This is a genomic window from Bacillus mojavensis (genome assembly GCF_012648005.1).
GTDB lineage: Bacteria > Bacillota > Bacilli > Bacillales > Bacillaceae > Bacillus > Bacillus mojavensis.
Map to the genome: position 1 here is coordinate 194,358 of NZ_CP051464.1, position 16,486 is coordinate 210,843.

A 16,486-nucleotide genomic window follows, 5' to 3' on the forward strand; every position below is an offset into this window, starting at 1 on the left:
TATTGGGCTATAGCCAAGCGGTAAGGCAACGGACTTTGACTCCGTCATGCGTTGGTTCGAATCCAGCTAGCCCAGTCACAGACACCTTTGACCAAAAGGTGTCTTTTTTCTTTTTGAAAAATCCTTCCAACTTCTAACTGTTCAGTCTGTGTAATAATTTTAAAAATATGTTAAGGTAGTTTATTCACGAATTGCCATCTACACCCTGCCAAAAATTTGTTAAACTTATTTTATAAAAAAATTGAAACCTTTAGAAACGAAGCTCGTATACATACAGACCGGTGAAGGCAGAGGTTAGATAAATATGGAAATGATGATTAAAAAGAGAATTAAGCAAGTCAAAAAAGGCGATCAAAATGCATTTGCGGACATCGTAGATATTTACAAGGATAAAATTTATCAGCTTTGCTACCGTATGCTTGGCAATGTGCATGAGGCGGAAGATATCGCACAAGAGGCTTTCATCAGAGCGTATGTCAATATCGACAGTTTTGATATCAACCGGAAATTTTCAACTTGGCTTTATCGAATTGCGACCAACTTGACCATTGACCGCATTCGCAAAAAGAAGCCGGATTATTACCTCGATGCAGAAGTGGCGGGTACAGAAGGCTTGACGATGTATTCCCAAATCGCCGCAGATGGAGTTTTGCCTGAAGATGCAGTCGTATCGCTGGAGCTTTCACACACGATTCAGCAGAAAATTTTAAAGCTTCCTGACAAATATAGAACTGTCATCGTGTTGAAGTATATTGATGAACTCTCATTAATTGAAATCGGCGAGATTCTGAACATTCCTGTGGGAACGGTAAAAACACGGATTCACAGAGGCAGAGAGGCTCTTAGAAAACAATTAAGGGATCTTTAAGTGGGGTGATGAAATGAGCTGTCCTGAACAAATTGTGCAGCTTATGCATATGCATCTTGATGGAGATATCCTTCCGAAAGATGAACAAGTATTAAAAGAACACCTGGAGGCATGCGAGGAATGCAGAAAGCATTTTTATGAGATGGAAAAATCCATCGCGCTCGTCCGGAGCACATCGCATGTCGAAGCCCCCGCCGATTTTACCGCTAACGTCATGGCGAAATTGCCTAAGGAGAAGAAAAGAGCTTCTGTGAAAAGATGGTTCAGATCCCATCCGGTTATCGCGGCTGCTGCGGTATTCATCATTTTGATGGGCGGAGGGTTGTTAAACAGCTGGCACAATGACCATAACTTCAGCGTGTCGAAGCAGCCGAATCTGGTCGTGCACAACAACACTGTGATCGTGCCTGAAGGTGAGACGATCAAAGGTGATGTCACCGTCAAAAACGGCAAGCTAATTATTAAAGGGAAAATAGATGGGGATGTAACCGTTGTAAACGGAGAAAAGTATATGGCCTCTGCTGGACAAGTCACCGGTCAAATAGAGGAGATTAATCAATTATTCGACTGGACATGGTATAAAATGAAGTCTGCGGGGAAAAGTGTATTCAATGCATTAGACCCGAACGGAGAAGAGTAAAGCGTGTGGTGCGCTTTACTCTTTTTTAAGGTTCTCAAACGGCTGGCATATTTCACTTGCCAAAACGAAATGTGGTATAATGGGCTCGCTATGTAAAGTACATATGCGTAACACATGAAACTTCAAAATACGAAATGACTGAATTCTTGGAGGACGAGGAAATGGCTTTTGAGGATATCCCTTTTTTGCAGTACCTCGGCAATGCCGTTGATATTCTCCTTGTTTGGTATGTGATATATAAACTGATTATGGTGATACGCGGCACGAAGGCGGTTCAGCTCTTAAAAGGAATCGTTGTAATCGTGCTTGTCCGTATGGCCAGTCAATATTTGGGCCTCGGCACGCTTCAGTGGCTGATGGACCAAGCGATAACATGGGGATTTTTAGCAATTATTATTATCTTTCAGCCTGAGCTGAGAAGAGCGCTTGAACAGCTTGGACGGGGCCGTTTCTTCTCGAGGAGCGGCACGCCTGTTGAGGAAGCGCAGCAGAAAACAATTGAGGCTATAACGAAAGCCATCAATTATATGGCGAAACGCCGGATCGGCGCCCTTTTAACCATTGAGCGGGATACGGGTATGGGGGATTATATTGAAACGGGCATTCCTTTAAATGCAAAGGTCAGCTCTGAGCTCTTGATCAATATTTTTATCCCGAATACACCGCTTCATGACGGAGCGGTCATTATGAAAAATAATGAAATTGCCGCTGCGGCCTGTTATCTGCCGCTTTCTGAAAGCCCGTTCATTTCAAAAGAACTGGGAACGCGGCACAGGGCTGCTGTCGGAATCAGTGAAGTTACAGACAGTTTGACCATTATCGTGTCTGAAGAGACCGGCGGCGTCAGTGTGGCGAGGAATGGCGACCTTCACAGAGAGCTGACGGAAGAAGCGCTGAATGAAATGCTTGAAGCAGAGTTTAAGAAGAACACCAGAGAGACTTCTTCTAACCGCTGGTATTGGAGGGGCAAGAAAAATGGATAAATTCTTAAACAACCGCTGGGCTGTGAAAGTCATTGCGCTGCTTTTCGCGCTCTTGCTTTATGTAGCGGTTAACAGCAACCAAGCACCAACTCCGAAAAAACCCGGTGAATCATTTTTTCCGACATCAACAACTGATGAAGCAACACTGACTGATATACCGGTTAAAGCATATTACGATGATGAAAATTATGTCGTAACGGGCGTTCCACAAACGGTGAATGTCACGATTAAAGGCTCGACAAGCGCCGTGAAGAAGGCGAGACAGACAAAGAATTTTGAAATATACGCGGATATGGAGAAGCTGAAAACCGGCACACATAAGGTCGAGCTTAAGGCCAAAAACGTGTCGGATGGGCTGACGATATCCATTAACCCATCCGTAACGACCGTCACCATTCAAGAACGCACGTCAGAAAGCTTTCCTGTTGAAGTGGAGTACTACAACAAAAGCAAGATGAAAAAAGGCTATTCTCCGGAGCAACCGATTGTCAGTCCTAAAAATGTACAGATTACCGGTTCTAAAGCCGTGATTGATAATATTTCTCTTGTGAAAGCTTCGGTAAACCTGGAAAATGCAGATGAAACGATTGAAAAGGAAGCGAAAGTGACTGTCTATGATAAAGACGGGAACGCGCTTCCTGTCGATGTGGAGCCCTCGGTCATCAAAATTACCGTTCCGGTGACAAGTCCGAGTAAAAAAGTGCCCTTTAAAATCGAGCGGACAGGAAGCCTTCCTGACGGGGTCAGCATAGCGAATATCGAATCAAGCCCCAGTGAGGTGACGGTTTACGGCTCGCAGGATGTCTTGGATTCTCTTGAATTTATAGACGGCGTCAGCTTAGATTTAAGCAAAATCAAAAAGGATACCGATATCGAGGCTGATATTCCGCTTCCTGACGGCGTCAAAAAAATCTCGCCGTCAAAGGTGACGTTGCATATAGAAGTAGACAGCGAAGCGGATCACACATTTGAGAATGTCCCTATTAAGACTGTAGGGCTGAGCAGCTCACAGAATATAGAATTTCTGGATCCGGAGTCACAAACGGTAGATGTGACGGCCAAAGGCTCTCCCGGCAACATAAAAAAACTGCAGAAATCAGACATAGAATTATATGTGAATGTATCTGATTTAGATGACGGAGAGCACAGTGTGAAGCTTGAAGTAAACGGGCCTCAAAATGTAACCTGGTCCTTGGGACAGAAAAACGCAAAAATCAAGCTTACGTCGAAAAAAACGAATACGACAACAAAAGATAACAGCAATACGACGTCAGGGAACCAGGATGACACTGATGACAAGACGAATGACAAAAAGAATAATCAGCGAGAAGATACAACGAACAGCGATAAAAACAGTGATGATCAAAAACAAGACGAAAACCAAGATCAAAATCAGGATCAGAATGAAGATGAATCAAATACAGGTTCACAATCTTCATCAGAATAAAAAGGAGCGATTATAAAATGGGCAAGTATTTTGGAACAGATGGTGTAAGAGGTGTTGCCAACAGCGAGCTTACGCCTGAGCTGGCCTTTAAAGTCGGACGTTTCGGCGGGTATGTGCTGACAAAAGATAAACAACGTCCAAAAGTGCTGATAGGCCGCGATACACGCATCTCCGGCCATATGCTGGAGGGAGCCCTTGTCGCCGGACTTTTATCAATTGGCGCAGAAGTGATGCGTCTGGGAGTCATTTCTACCCCTGGTGTTTCCTATTTAACGAAAGCGATGGATGCAGAGGCTGGCGTCATGATTTCTGCTTCTCATAATCCAGTGCAGGATAACGGAATCAAGTTCTTTGGAGGAGACGGATTTAAGCTTTCTGATGAACAGGAGGCTGAAATTGAGCGTCTGATGGATGAACCGGAGGATAAGCTGCCAAGACCAGTTGGCGCCGATTTGGGACTTGTAAACGACTATTTTGAAGGCGGCCAAAAATACCTGCAATTCTTAAAACAGACTGCTGACGAAGATTTTACAGGCATTCATGTTGCGCTGGATTGCGCACACGGAGCGACGTCATCGCTGGCGACACACTTGTTTGCCGATTTAGACGCCGATGTGTCGACAATGGGAACTTCTCCGAACGGATTAAATATCAATGACGGAGTCGGATCGACCCATCCTGAAGCGCTCAGTGCGTTTGTAAAAGAGAAAAATGCTGATATCGGCCTTGCGTTCGACGGCGACGGCGACCGCCTGATCGCAGTCGACGAAAAAGGAAATATCGTTGACGGCGACCAAATCATGTACATATGCTCAAAATACCTGAAATCAGAGGGCCGCTTAAAGGACGATACGGTTGTTTCCACTGTCATGAGCAACCTCGGTTTCTATAAAGCGCTTGAAAAAGAAGGGATAAAAAGCGTTCAGACGGCTGTGGGTGACCGCTACGTGGTTGAGGCGATGAAAAAAGACGGCTATAATGTCGGCGGAGAACAGTCCGGCCACTTAATTTTCCTTGATTACAACACAACAGGGGACGGATTATTGTCCGCTATTATGCTGATGAATACTTTAAAAGCGACAGGCAAGCCGCTTTCAGAGCTTGCGGCTGAAATGCAGAAGTTCCCGCAGTTATTAGTCAATGTGAGAGTAACTGATAAATATAAAGTCGAAGAAAATGAAAGAGTAAAAGCTGTTATTTCTGAGGTTGAAAAAGAAATGAACGGCGACGGCCGGATTTTAGTGCGCCCATCTGGCACTGAACCGCTCGTTCGTGTCATGGCTGAAGCGAAGACGAAAGAACTGTGTGATGACTATGTTAATCGCATTGTTGAAGTCGTCCGGTCAGAAATGGGATTAGAGTAACGAAATCTTTAAACAGAGAGCGAACAAGACAAGTGCGACTCACATATGATAATTGTGAGACAGGCGGCAAAGTTGTTTAAAAAACAATTGACCATTCTTGGCACATGCTGTAAAATCAAGCTTGTCTTGTTCATGTTTTCTCGAGGCAGGAAAGACGGGATTTTGTTTCACTTATAATTATAGCGCCCGAACTAAGCGCCCGAAAAAAGGCTTAGTTGACGAGGATGGAGGTTATCGATTTTTCGGCGGATGCCTCCCGGCTGAGTATACAGATCACAGCCGTAAGGATTTCTTCAAACCAAGGAGGCGACTCCTTGCACAAAGGGAAATCACATGATCTTCCATAAAACATGTAGGAGGGGACGATTGAAAGTCCCCTTGAAAAATGACTTTCTTCGTCTCCTTTTACAATCTTAGGAGGAAGAAATTATGTGTGGAATCGTAGGTTATATCGGTCAGCTTGATGCGAAGGAAATTTTGCTGAAAGGGTTAGAGAAGCTTGAGTACCGCGGCTATGACTCTGCGGGTATCGCAGTTGCCAACGAACAGGGGATCCATGTGTTTAAAGAAAAAGGACGCATTGCCGATCTTCGTGAGGTTGTGGATGCCAATGTTGGAGCCAAAGCAGGAATTGGCCATACTCGCTGGGCAACACACGGCGAACCAAGCTATCTAAACGCTCACCCGCATCAAAGCGCACTGGGCCGCTTTACACTTGTTCATAACGGCGTGATCGAAAACTATGTTCAGCTAAAACAGGACTTTTTACAAGATGTAGAGCTCAAAAGTGACACCGATACAGAGGTAGTCGTTCAAGTAATCGAGCAATTTGTCAACGGAGGACTTGATACAGAAGAAGCGTTCCGCAAAACACTTACACTGTTAAAAGGCTCTTATGCAATTGCTTTATTCGATAACGACAACAGAGAAACGATTTTTGTAGCGAAAAACAAAAGCCCTCTATTAGTTGGACTTGGAGATACATTCAACGTCGTGGCGTCTGATGCGATGGCAATGCTTCAAGTCACAAACGAATATGTAGAGCTGATGGATAAAGAAATGGTTATCGTCACTGATGATCAAGTTGTCATCAAAAACCTTGATGGCGACGTGATTTCACGTGCGTCTTATATCGCTGAGCTGGATGCCAGTGATATCGAAAAAGGCACGTACCCTCACTACATGTTGAAAGAAACGGATGAGCAGCCAGTTGTTATGCGCAAAATCATCCAAACGTATCAAGATGAAAACGGCAAACTGTCTGTGCCTGGCGATATCGCTGAGGCTGTAGCGGAAGCGGACCGCATCTATATCATTGGCTGCGGAACGAGCTACCATGCAGGACTTGTCGGTAAACAATATATTGAAATGTGGGCAAACGTGCCGGTTGAAGTGCATGTAGCGAGTGAATTCTCTTACAACATGCCGCTTCTGTCTAAGAAACCGCTCTTTATTTTCCTTTCTCAAAGCGGAGAAACAGCTGACAGCCGCGCGGTTCTTGTTCAAGTCAAAGCACTCGGACACAAAGCGCTGACGATCACAAACGTACCGGGATCAACGCTTTCCCGTGAAGCTGACTATACATTGCTGCTTCATGCAGGCCCTGAAATCGCTGTTGCGTCAACAAAAGCATACACAGCACAAATCGCAGTTCTTGCGGTTCTTGCATCTGTAGCTGCTGACAAAAACGGCATCGATATCGGATTTGATCTTGTCAAAGAACTCGGTATCGCAGCAAACGCAATGGAAGCCCTTTGCGACCAGAAAGACGAAATGGAAATGATCGCCCGTGAATACCTGACTGTATCCAGAAACGCTTTCTTCATCGGACGCGGACTCGACTACTTCGTATGTGTCGAAGGCGCACTGAAGCTGAAAGAGATTTCTTACATCCAGGCAGAAGGCTTTGCCGGCGGAGAACTGAAGCACGGCACGATTGCCTTGATCGAACAAGGTACACCAGTATTCGCACTGGCAACACAAGAGCACGTAAATCTAAGCATCCGCGGAAACGTCAAAGAAGTTGCCGCTCGCGGAGCCAACACATGCATCATCTCACTGAAAGGCCTAGACGATGCGGATGACAGATTTGTACTACCGGAAGTAAACCCAGCGCTTGCTCCGTTGGTATCTGTTGTTCCATTGCAGCTGATCGCTTACTATGCTGCACTGCATCGCGGTTGTGATGTTGATAAGCCGCGTAACCTTGCGAAGAGTGTTACTGTGGAATAATAAATGTTTAACCCCTTTGGATATGATTGTCTAAAGGGGTGTTTTTATGTCCAAAAGAAAAGTGGAAAAATGGATTAAAGAAGGTCGTGGTACAGGAACAGGAATAGACTATCGGCCATGGCTCAAGATTCAATATGTTTCCTCATTAGCTCGGTCAGCAAGGTTAAAAGAGACATTACGAATTTATTCACAATTAATAAAGGGCAAGGAATTCATGAAGTCGCACGTACAATTAAAATGAAAGAGGAGTTATTGAATGAGAATTTAAAGTTCATTCTCTTATTATTGAGTATATTCCGGTTTAAGGTGTAATTATTCAGTAAAGGACACGCCACAAATAAAAGGTAGCGTATGATTCCCATTTTTTCCATGGTAACGATATTTCTAAGATTTCATCTTTCGTAGGTTTTCGGTTCATATTACGTAATAATTTAATCGAATTCATAAGGCCCACATCATCGATTGGAAAAGCTGTCGGGAACCTAAGACAGCGCATTAGAACATAATTGGCTGTCCAAGGGCCGATTCCTCGTATTTTAATTAAGTTTTTTTCAGCATCTTTAACGTTCATTTTCATGAATTTTCCCCTCGATAATTCTCCACTTTCCATTAATCTGGCAATTCCAATGATATATTCACTTTTTTTTACCGTCATTTTAATATCTGCTAGGTCGGTAGGTGTTAACCGTGCAATTCGTTCGTACGGTGGGAACACCCAATACTTTTTACCATTCCATTCGATAGAATCGCCAAATCCTTCTACAAATTGCTTCTTTAAGGAGTACGCGAAGGCTAAGTTAATTTGTTGCCCTAAAACGCCCCAACATAAAGCCTCAAATAAATCGGGAATGCCGATAACGCGTAATCCATAAAATTTTCGGGCAGGCATTTTAAGTAATGGATCTGCTTTTGCCATTTCATAAAATGGTGTTAAATCGTTATCCAGATCAAATGAATATATTTTACAATCTCTTCCTGTTTCCACTTTTCAATAGGTCTAGAATCGTTTAGGAATTGAACAACCATTTGTTTATTATTGATTACGCTTATCTGTACTAAGGAGCGAATTTCCCCTATGGCAATAACCTTTGTAATGATATCGTTCTCTATTTCATACATGCATTCATTTTTTTCCCTAGTTAGATAGCCTAGGTTAACATTCATGTCGAAATCTTCAGGTAATGTAATGACAATAACGTCATTGACTTCATGCCATGTCACTTATTCATTCTCCTTATCTTAAATAATTATAAGAAAACTCACACTGATTGAAATTTTACTTTATCACATAATAAGCTTTACTCATTTTGTTATCTTGCTATTACATTCTAACCACCTTATTTTTTTCTATTTATGAGGTTATAGTGTAGTTATCAAGAATGCTAAACGGGAGTAGATAAAAATGGCCCAAGATATAAAAAACACGTGTCGAATATTTAAATTGGGATTAAATTTAAAATGAATTAGATGAGTAGGGAGTATATTGTAAGGAGAGGTGAGATAAATGCAGGATAGTATCAATAACGGACATAAAGAGAGCCATGATCATAGAATTTCGAATGATGTAGAAATAATAACAGATGAACAGTGGCAAGCAATTATAAATAATGATGCAGCGTACAATAATCAATTTTTATATGCTGTAAAGTCGACAGGGATATTCTGTAAACCATCCTGTAAATCTCGCGTTCCGAAAAAAGAAAATGTATGCATCTTTCCAAACGCAGAACAAGCTCTCCGCGCAAATTTTCGCCCTTGTAAACGTTGCAAGCCCACTAATGAAAATCTGCCCGATAGCGAGTGGGTTGATTTCATTACTGAATACATTGATAAAAATTTCACAGAAAAATTAACTCTAGAATCGTTAGCAAATATTTGTCATGGGAGTCCGTATCATATGCATCGAACATTTAAAAAGATTAAAGGCATAACGCTGGTTGAGTATATACAACAAGTTAGAGTACACGCGGCTAAAAAGTATTTGATTCAAACAAAAAAAGCGATTGGGGATATCGCCATATGTGTGGGTATGGCCAACGCGTCTTATTTTATTACCTTATTTAAAAAGAAAACTGGAAAGACACCAGCACAATTTCGTCAAATGAGTAAAGTGGAGGAAACGTACAATGGAAACAAAGAGTAAACCAACCCTTTATTGGTCTTTACTAATGTTTAAGGATTGGAATTTGTATATTGCTTCAACGTCAAAGGGGCTTGTGTTTGTAGGTTCACAGAACAAACCATTCGAGGAATTGTTCGAATGGGCTAAGAAACGCTTTCCAGGAAGTCCTCTTGTTGAAGATGATGAAAAGCTTGATCCCTTTGTCGTTGAAATTACTCAGTATCTAGAAGGAAACCGGAAAAACTTTACTGTTCCAATTGAGTACGCAGGTACGACATTTCAGCTAGCAGTCTGGAATGCACTTTGTGAAATCCCTTATGGACAAACGAAATCCTATTCCGACATTGCAAATGATATAAATAAACCCGCAGCTGTTCGAGCTGTAGGCGCGGCTATTGGGGCTAATCCGGCATTAATTACTGTACCATGCCATCGTGTAATAGGAAAGAATGGCTCATTAACTGGCTATCGGGGTGGATTTGAAATGAAGACACTGCTCCTCGATCTGGAAAAGCAAGCTTCATCTAGCAATGAGTAATAAAATGAATTTTAATGTAAGAACAGTTACTATGCTTTTTAAAACCAGTAGTTATGTAAATGTCGTAGTTCATTTAAACCAGCGATGCAGAAGCTACCATCATTTCATGGGTTAATAGAATGGTAGATATGATGAGCCTTGGTTAAATGTTCAGGATGTATCTTCAGAGGGAAGGAAGGGTTTGATACGTCATTCTCTGTATTCCAACAGCTTGACAACTTTTAAAATTTAGCATATCTTATATGTAACTTAATAATCGGCGCAGATGTTGATTTTCGTTTGTTAAAATAATTAGGACTTTAGCATCCTTTTAATATTTATTTTTAATCTTGACTGGATGAAAAAGTATCTAATAAACAAAGAAGAGAAACATAAATCGTTTGATTTTATAATTAAAGGACGAAATAAAGGTTTTAACGATGACTTCTTTAGAGGAAGTTAAAACATAGCATAAAGTAAAATGACCCATAATAAGGTAGCTCTTCAAAAAACTTCGCAGAAGTTAGTTGAAGTGAAGCCGACAATTTTCAAGATTCAATGATCTAGTATCATCATTGAAATTTTGGATTTGTCGGCTTTTTTGTTGGAAAAAAATGGAGATAGATAAAAATTTTATTAAATAATTAGAAAAAAATGATCTGATTTAAAGGTCTTTTGAACAATAACGAGATCTAAAAAAGGGAGAAGTTAGAATGTTAGTTTCGCTGAGCTTATCATCATTATTAACATTATTTTTTATTACGCTTATTGCTTCTGGAATAAGTGGACTATTGTTTTTACATCCACGCGTACCCTTGAGTTATGTCCGCATTCATATTGGTGTCTTGGCTTTACCGCCTTTGGTTTCCTTAGTGAATCTTGCCAAAAAGAGTGTGGAAGGAAATGTTGGCCCTTGGCACTTCGATTCCTTAGCTTGGTTAATGACTTTCTTTGTTTTGACAATTGGTTTAATCATTCAGCGTTTTTCTGTACGTTACTTAATGGGAGACCGATCTTATCGAAAATATTTTACGCTTTTTACTTTCACTACAGGTGCTGCTTCAATTGCATGGTTAAGTGGTGATCTCCGCTTGATGGTTCTATTTTGGGGAGCCACTCTTGTCGGTTTAACCCTGCTTATAAGGCTGAACAGTGCTTGGCAAGTGGCCAGTGAAGCAGCCAAGGTTTCTGGTCGCTTATTTTTGGTAAGTTGGTTTTCTTTGTGTTTCGCGATGGTTTGGCTTTTTCAAGTTACAGGTCAATGGCAGTTATCATTGGTTTTAACAAATGAAAGCTTATCTCAATTTGGGGCATGGGAGAGAACAGGGATTAATCTATTGATTGTATTAGCAGTGATGATTCCTGCGGCTCAATGGCCATTCCAAAGATGGTTAATTGAGTCTATTGTTGCTCCAACTCCTGTTTCTGCGATTATGCATGCAGGTTTAGTAAATGCAGGCGGGATCATACTGGCTCGATTTTCTCCTTTATTTAATGGAGGTATAGCTTCGATTATTTTACTTATGCTTGCTAGCATCTCAGTATTGATTGGAACTGGCATTAGTTTAGTCCAGGTTGATTATAAACGCCAGCTAGTAGGATCCACGATTGCACAAATGGGGTTCATGCTCATTCAGTGCGCATTAGGAGCCTATATCGCAGCCATTATTCATCTTATTTTACATGGTTTATTCAAAGCTACGTTGTTTTTACAGGCTGGTTCGGCAGTACGGCGTCATGAAGTATCAGCTCGCGCTAATAAAGGAACATCCTATTTATGGATCATGGCTGGTCGGGTTTTATCCTTAGGTATAGGCGTTGCTTTTTGGCTCGCTGCTCCTGGAGAGGGGTATCAATTCATTAGTGCGCTGATCTTAGGGTGGTCATTGTCCGTTTCTTGGACTCAGCTTGTAGCTTTTGGAGAGGGAAGATTGGGTCGAATTGCCGGCTTAACATGTTTAGGCGGAGCAGCCTTTGTTTATTTTATCATTCATAACCTCTTCTATAAGTGGCTGCATACAAGCGTTTTTCAAAGTGTTCAACCTCCAATGTCAGCTGTCATCATTGTCGTATGTCTCTTGCTATTTGGCAGTGCTTTAGGTACTTGGGTTGCTCGTCATCGTTCTTCAGTTTTCTCCGCGGTAATCTATCTTTGGTTAGTGCGATTAGGTGAAGCAAAACCAAAGTCAGTAGAGAGTCACCCAGACTATCTTAAACAATATTTATCATAAGGAGCTAATCAGAGATGGGCATTACATCCGTATTAACGAAAGAAAATGTAAAAAACAAAGATACAGATATTGATGTTCAAGAAAGTGATATTCACGTTTTAATTACATCTGCCAGCCGAGTCATTGCGCCACTCTGGCCTATTTCTACATTTGCTGCACGTAATCCGTGGATGGGACTTGAAAACCAACCTTTTGATCAGGTTGCAAGCTGGCTGAAAAATACTCGTGATGTTGATATATACCCTAGTGCTTCTATGATCCGTTCAGCAAAGAATAAAGGCGAGATTGATGAAGACTTTGTGGAAATGGGGCTACAGCGTTGGCTGGATTCACATTCTTTTAACATCCCACGGGACGTGGCAGAGCGATTTTGTCATGCTGGATTAAAATTAGAACCACTGCCTTCCAACCTTTTATCATCACATAAGCTGGAGCAATTGGTGAATGAATGCAGTGGACTGGATCATATCGAGAATGTTTTTATGCAACCAATCAGTTCGTATATCGAGAATCAGGATGGTGAAAGGTTAGTCAATATACTGGATCATCATGTCATTAAGTGGTCTAAATTATATCTTGATGACTCTCAAGCAGGTTGGACAATGCCAAATCGTGAGGAAGGTTTCTATCGTGCCTGGCAGCATCTCATTCAATATGATCCAGCACTTAGTAAAAAGCAGCGTGAAAGGTTAAAAGGCTGGCCGCAAGAGGCACATTTGGCTTTACAAAAAGCGTTATTCGCACTAGAAATTCCCGAATCAGAAATCCAGCGTTATCTTGAAGGTCATTTACTTTCCTTACCTGGATGGGCAGGGATGATGCTTTGGCGCTCTCAACAATCGAGCCATGAACATGCACTCCTAACAGAATATTTAGCGGTTCGAATATCCATGGAGTGGGCTCTTATAAAGCCATATTTACCTTTCACTAATAAACGATCTGAGAAAAAAGTTTCGATTCCTCCCCTTTTAGCAGCTTGGATTCACTGGGGGGGACTTACATTAGAGGAATGGTCACAGATGTCGGCTGATGAACAAAACGAATATTTATCATTTGCCTACAGCTTTGATGAGAAACTTCGCAGGAAACTTTGGTTAGAAGCTTGGGAACAAACATACACTGATCGATTAAGTCAGAAGATCATCTCGAAGCAACGTGAAACCAATGGTAAAAAATCTGCATTAGCTCAATTAGCATTCTGTATCGATGTCCGATCAGAACCTTTTCGTCGTCAACTGGAAAAAGAAGGGCCGTTTGAAACGATTGGTATGGCTGGTTTCTTCGGGGTGCCAATTGCAACTTGTGAACTTGGCAGTAAACACAGTCATGCCTCCTTGCCGATCATACAAAAACCACAACATAAAGTTAAAGAGTTTGTAGATGAGGATGTACTCGAAAAATACAACCAACGAACGCAAGCGTTTCATTCTTTAAGCCATACATTTAAAACGATGAAGCAGAATGTGCTTTCGAGCTTACTACTGCCTGAGCTAAGTGGACCTTGGCTTACTCTGCAAATGGCAGCCCGTAGCTTTGTGCCAAGAAAGGCGGGGCGTTTCATTCGTCATCTCCGTGAGGCTTGGTTGCGCAAACCTGATACAAAACTCTCGCTTCATCATGATGCTACAGAGGCAGAAATACCTTTGGGTTTTACTGATGAAGAAAAAGTAAACTATGCTCGCCAAGCATTAAAAATGATGGGGTTAACAGAGAATATCGCCCCATTGGTCGTGATTTGCGGACATGGCAGTCAAAGCACCAATAATCCTTATGCCGCTGCTCTTGATTGTGGTGCCTGCGGTGGAGCGGCCGGTGGATTCAATGCAAGAGTTTTAGCTGCTTTATGTAATCTTTCAGAGGTAAGAGAAGCTCTATTAACTGAAGGAATGAAAATCCCTGAGGATACGGTTTTTGCTGCTGCTGAACATAATACAACGGTGGATGAACTACACTGGCTTTATGTACCAGAGCTTTCCGAAGCTGCACAGGAAGCATTTGACCATATCGAAGCTATTATGCCGAAAGTGAGACATAACGTAAATGCAGAACGTCTAGCCCAATTACCGAATGTCCAATCAAAACTTAAAAACCCGAAGGCTGAGGCACACCGATTTGCGGAAGATTGGAGTGAGATACGTCCGGAATGGGGACTGGCTCGTAATGCCGCTTTTATTATCGGCCAACGTGAACTCACTCAGGATTGTGATTTGGAAGGAAGAGCCTTTCTTCATAATTATGATTGGAAGCAGGATGAAAACGGTGAACTCCTAGCAAATATTATCGCAGGACCTGGAACTGTGGCCCAATGGATTAATTTACAATATTACGCATCAACAGTAGCACCTCATTATTATGGCAGCGGAAATAAAGCAACTCAAACCGTTACTGCCGGTCTCGGAGTTATGCAGGGGAATGCAAGTGACTTGTTAGCCGGACTGCCTTGGCAATCCGTCATGCAATCAGATCATGAGGCTTATCATTCTCCTCTTCGTTTGTTGATTGTTATCCAAGCACCTAGACAGCATGTAGAACAGCTATTAAATAATGACCCAGTATTTCTGCAGAAAGTTCAAAATGGATGGGTTCGACTGGCTAGTATTGATCCAGAAGGATGTTGGGAAAGCTGGTAATTATAATTTTAAACAGTTATCAAATGGATTTGTTACTCAATATAAAAATGATAAACATGTAGAAGAGGTGTGCTATATGAATGTAAATCAAAATAAAAAAGTATTATTTTTGACGGACATGGAAAACGGTTTGGAGCCTATTTTACAAGAAGTGACTAACACTCCAGCAGAAAATATGCTGACTATACAAAGCTATGGTGCCGCTATCTCACATCCTTATGGAGAAATCATGAGGTCTGTTATTTTTGCGATTTACCAGGAAGATGTTGAGGAGGTTTTTGTAGTAGGAACCAAAGATAAGCGGACTTCAACAGGTTATGGACTCACTCAACTTGAAACAATGAAAGATAAAATACAAACATTGGATTATCTCTTTCAACATTGCAAGCCTGAATTTTTAGGCGGTACGGTCGATGAGTGGCTAAATGAAAATAACAGCGGCACGATTGAAAAAAGTGTTGATATCATACGCCAACATCCACTTGTGCCGTCATATGTTAAAGTTAGAGGTTTAATCGTTGATCATAAGGATGGGGAATCCTCAATTGTGGAGGTTCCTTCTAGCAAAACAGGTCAAGCCTTACCTGATCATTGCTTGTCATGATGGAGTGAAGTGGTCAGCTTCTACACCCATATAGGGGAGAAAGCAGTTCTAAGGAGAATGTAATGGGCGCCAATATAACTGATTTTGTCACGAAATCAATAGAGGAAATGAGCTCGTTTGATCGTGAAAATATGGAATGTTTGAAAAAAGTAATAAGAAAAGCAATTCATTTTTATCATTTAAAATCTTATGAAGAAGTTGAGGAAACCCATTTAGGGAGCATTCGTATTTTGCATGTACACTCTATGGTGGAAGAAAATATGTTATCCAAAATGATAGTGGTCTTAAGAAACGGTAAAACTGATTTGGATATTGAAGGTGTATATGAAGGACATGTTGTAAGAGAATATTAATGAGACGAACTAACAAATAGAATATGCTGCTAATTATTTTGCCAGGAGATGTTTTATATATGAAGAAATCGAAGGGTTCTTATGAATCAGAGATCAGTAAATCAATTACGCAATGGGAAAAGGATTATCTTGGGCGCGGGTCTGTGTCTGTTAAGACTGATATATTGCGGGATATGATCATTGTTAATTTAAAGGGAATTTTAACACCAGCTGAATATACAGTTTGTGGAACAAAAGAGGGCATGTTATCTATCAAACAAACTCGTTCGGAGTTAGTTGAATCAGGGATAGAAGGTCTTAAGGATATCATCCTAACGATAACTGGAGAAGAAGTGAAAAGTTTTCATACTGATTTAAGCTCTCGGACAGGTGAGCGAGTGATGGTATTTAAATTAAGTAATGATCTGGAGAAAAAATTATAATCTAGAGAGTTAAAATGTTTTATTAAACACTGTCTTGTTATTCCTGAAGATTCAATGGTTCATTTCGGAAAGA

The 16,486-nt window shown here is 41.4% G+C and carries 13 protein-coding genes, 1 tRNA gene and 2 pseudogenes; 15 read left to right on the top strand and 1 reads right to left on the bottom strand.

Annotated elements, in window-relative coordinates; translation table 11 throughout:
* Window positions 1–3: 3 nt before the first annotated feature.
* The 8 genes and pseudogenes from HC660_RS01110 to HC660_RS21260 all read left to right on the top strand — a co-directional run.
* Window positions 4–75: transfer RNA gene (locus tag HC660_RS01110), tRNA-Gln, on the top strand.
* Window positions 76–304: 229 nt separating this feature from the next.
* Window positions 305–868 (top strand): RNA polymerase sigma factor SigW, encoded by a 564-nt coding sequence (sigW, locus tag HC660_RS01115; protein ID WP_010332813.1) that lies wholly within the window; start codon window positions 305–307, stop codon window positions 866–868.
* A gap of 13 nt (window positions 869–881) precedes the next feature.
* Complete coding sequence (rsiW, locus tag HC660_RS01120; protein WP_010332814.1) at window positions 882–1,508, top strand: anti-sigma-W factor RsiW; 627 nt, start codon at window positions 882–884, stop codon at window positions 1,506–1,508.
* Between the two features lie 161 nt (window positions 1,509–1,669).
* Window positions 1,670–2,491, top strand: coding sequence for a diadenylate cyclase CdaA (gene cdaA / locus HC660_RS01125; RefSeq protein WP_168746802.1), 822 nt, complete (start codon window positions 1,670–1,672; stop codon window positions 2,489–2,491).
* Entirely contained in the window at window positions 2,484–3,938 is a 1,455-nt protein-coding gene (locus HC660_RS01130; RefSeq protein WP_168746803.1) for a CdaA regulatory protein CdaR, read from the top strand. The genes cdaA and HC660_RS01130 overlap by 8 nt, the downstream gene beginning before the upstream one ends.
* A gap of 17 nt (window positions 3,939–3,955) precedes the next feature.
* Entirely contained in the window at window positions 3,956–5,302 is a 1,347-nt protein-coding gene (gene glmM, locus HC660_RS01135) for a phosphoglucosamine mutase (protein WP_010332817.1), read from the top strand.
* Between the two features lie 429 nt (window positions 5,303–5,731).
* The gene (gene glmS, locus HC660_RS01140; RefSeq protein ID WP_010332818.1) at window positions 5,732–7,534 is read left to right on the top strand and encodes a glutamine--fructose-6-phosphate transaminase (isomerizing); all 1,803 of its coding nucleotides are present in this window, start codon (window positions 5,732–5,734) and stop codon (window positions 7,532–7,534) included.
* A gap of 46 nt (window positions 7,535–7,580) precedes the next feature.
* Window positions 7,581–7,801 (top strand): annotated as a pseudogene (locus HC660_RS21260) (hypothetical protein); the annotation flags it as partial.
* A gap of 49 nt (window positions 7,802–7,850) precedes the next feature.
* Here the strand turns inward: HC660_RS21260 and HC660_RS01150 are convergent.
* Window positions 7,851–8,755 (bottom strand): annotated as a pseudogene (locus HC660_RS01150) (DNA glycosylase).
* A gap of 283 nt (window positions 8,756–9,038) precedes the next feature.
* Between HC660_RS01150 and HC660_RS01155 the strand changes: the two are divergent.
* The 7 genes from HC660_RS01155 (at window position 9,039) to HC660_RS01185 (ending at window position 16,413) form a co-directional block, all read left to right on the top strand.
* The gene (locus HC660_RS01155; protein ID WP_168746804.1) at window positions 9,039–9,677 is read left to right on the top strand and encodes a bifunctional transcriptional activator/DNA repair enzyme AdaA; all 639 of its coding nucleotides are present in this window, start codon (window positions 9,039–9,041) and stop codon (window positions 9,675–9,677) included.
* Window positions 9,661–10,194, top strand: coding sequence for a methylated-DNA--[protein]-cysteine S-methyltransferase (adaB, locus tag HC660_RS01160; protein WP_168746805.1), 534 nt, complete (start codon window positions 9,661–9,663; stop codon window positions 10,192–10,194). The genes HC660_RS01155 and adaB overlap by 17 nt, the downstream gene beginning before the upstream one ends.
* Before the next feature lie 692 nt (window positions 10,195–10,886).
* Entirely contained in the window at window positions 10,887–12,404 is a 1,518-nt protein-coding gene (locus tag HC660_RS01165; RefSeq protein WP_168746806.1) for an NADH dehydrogenase subunit 5, read from the top strand.
* Between the two features lie 14 nt (window positions 12,405–12,418).
* Window positions 12,419–15,034, top strand: coding sequence for a DUF2309 domain-containing protein (locus tag HC660_RS01170; RefSeq protein WP_168746807.1), 2,616 nt, complete (start codon window positions 12,419–12,421; stop codon window positions 15,032–15,034).
* 76 nt (window positions 15,035–15,110) lie between these two features.
* Window positions 15,111–15,638, top strand: coding sequence for a carbonic anhydrase (locus HC660_RS01175; RefSeq protein ID WP_010332825.1), 528 nt, complete (start codon window positions 15,111–15,113; stop codon window positions 15,636–15,638).
* Window positions 15,639–15,700: 62 nt separating this feature from the next.
* Window positions 15,701–15,991, top strand: a complete 291-nt coding sequence (locus HC660_RS01180; RefSeq protein WP_168746808.1) for a DUF6407 family protein — start codon at window positions 15,701–15,703, stop codon at window positions 15,989–15,991.
* Between the two features lie 59 nt (window positions 15,992–16,050).
* Window positions 16,051–16,413 carry a Na-translocating system protein MpsC family protein gene (locus HC660_RS01185; protein ID WP_168746809.1) on the top strand — a complete coding sequence of 121 codons (363 nt, stop codon included), beginning with the start codon at window positions 16,051–16,053 and terminating at the stop codon, window positions 16,411–16,413.
* Window positions 16,414–16,486: the final 73 nt, after the last annotated feature.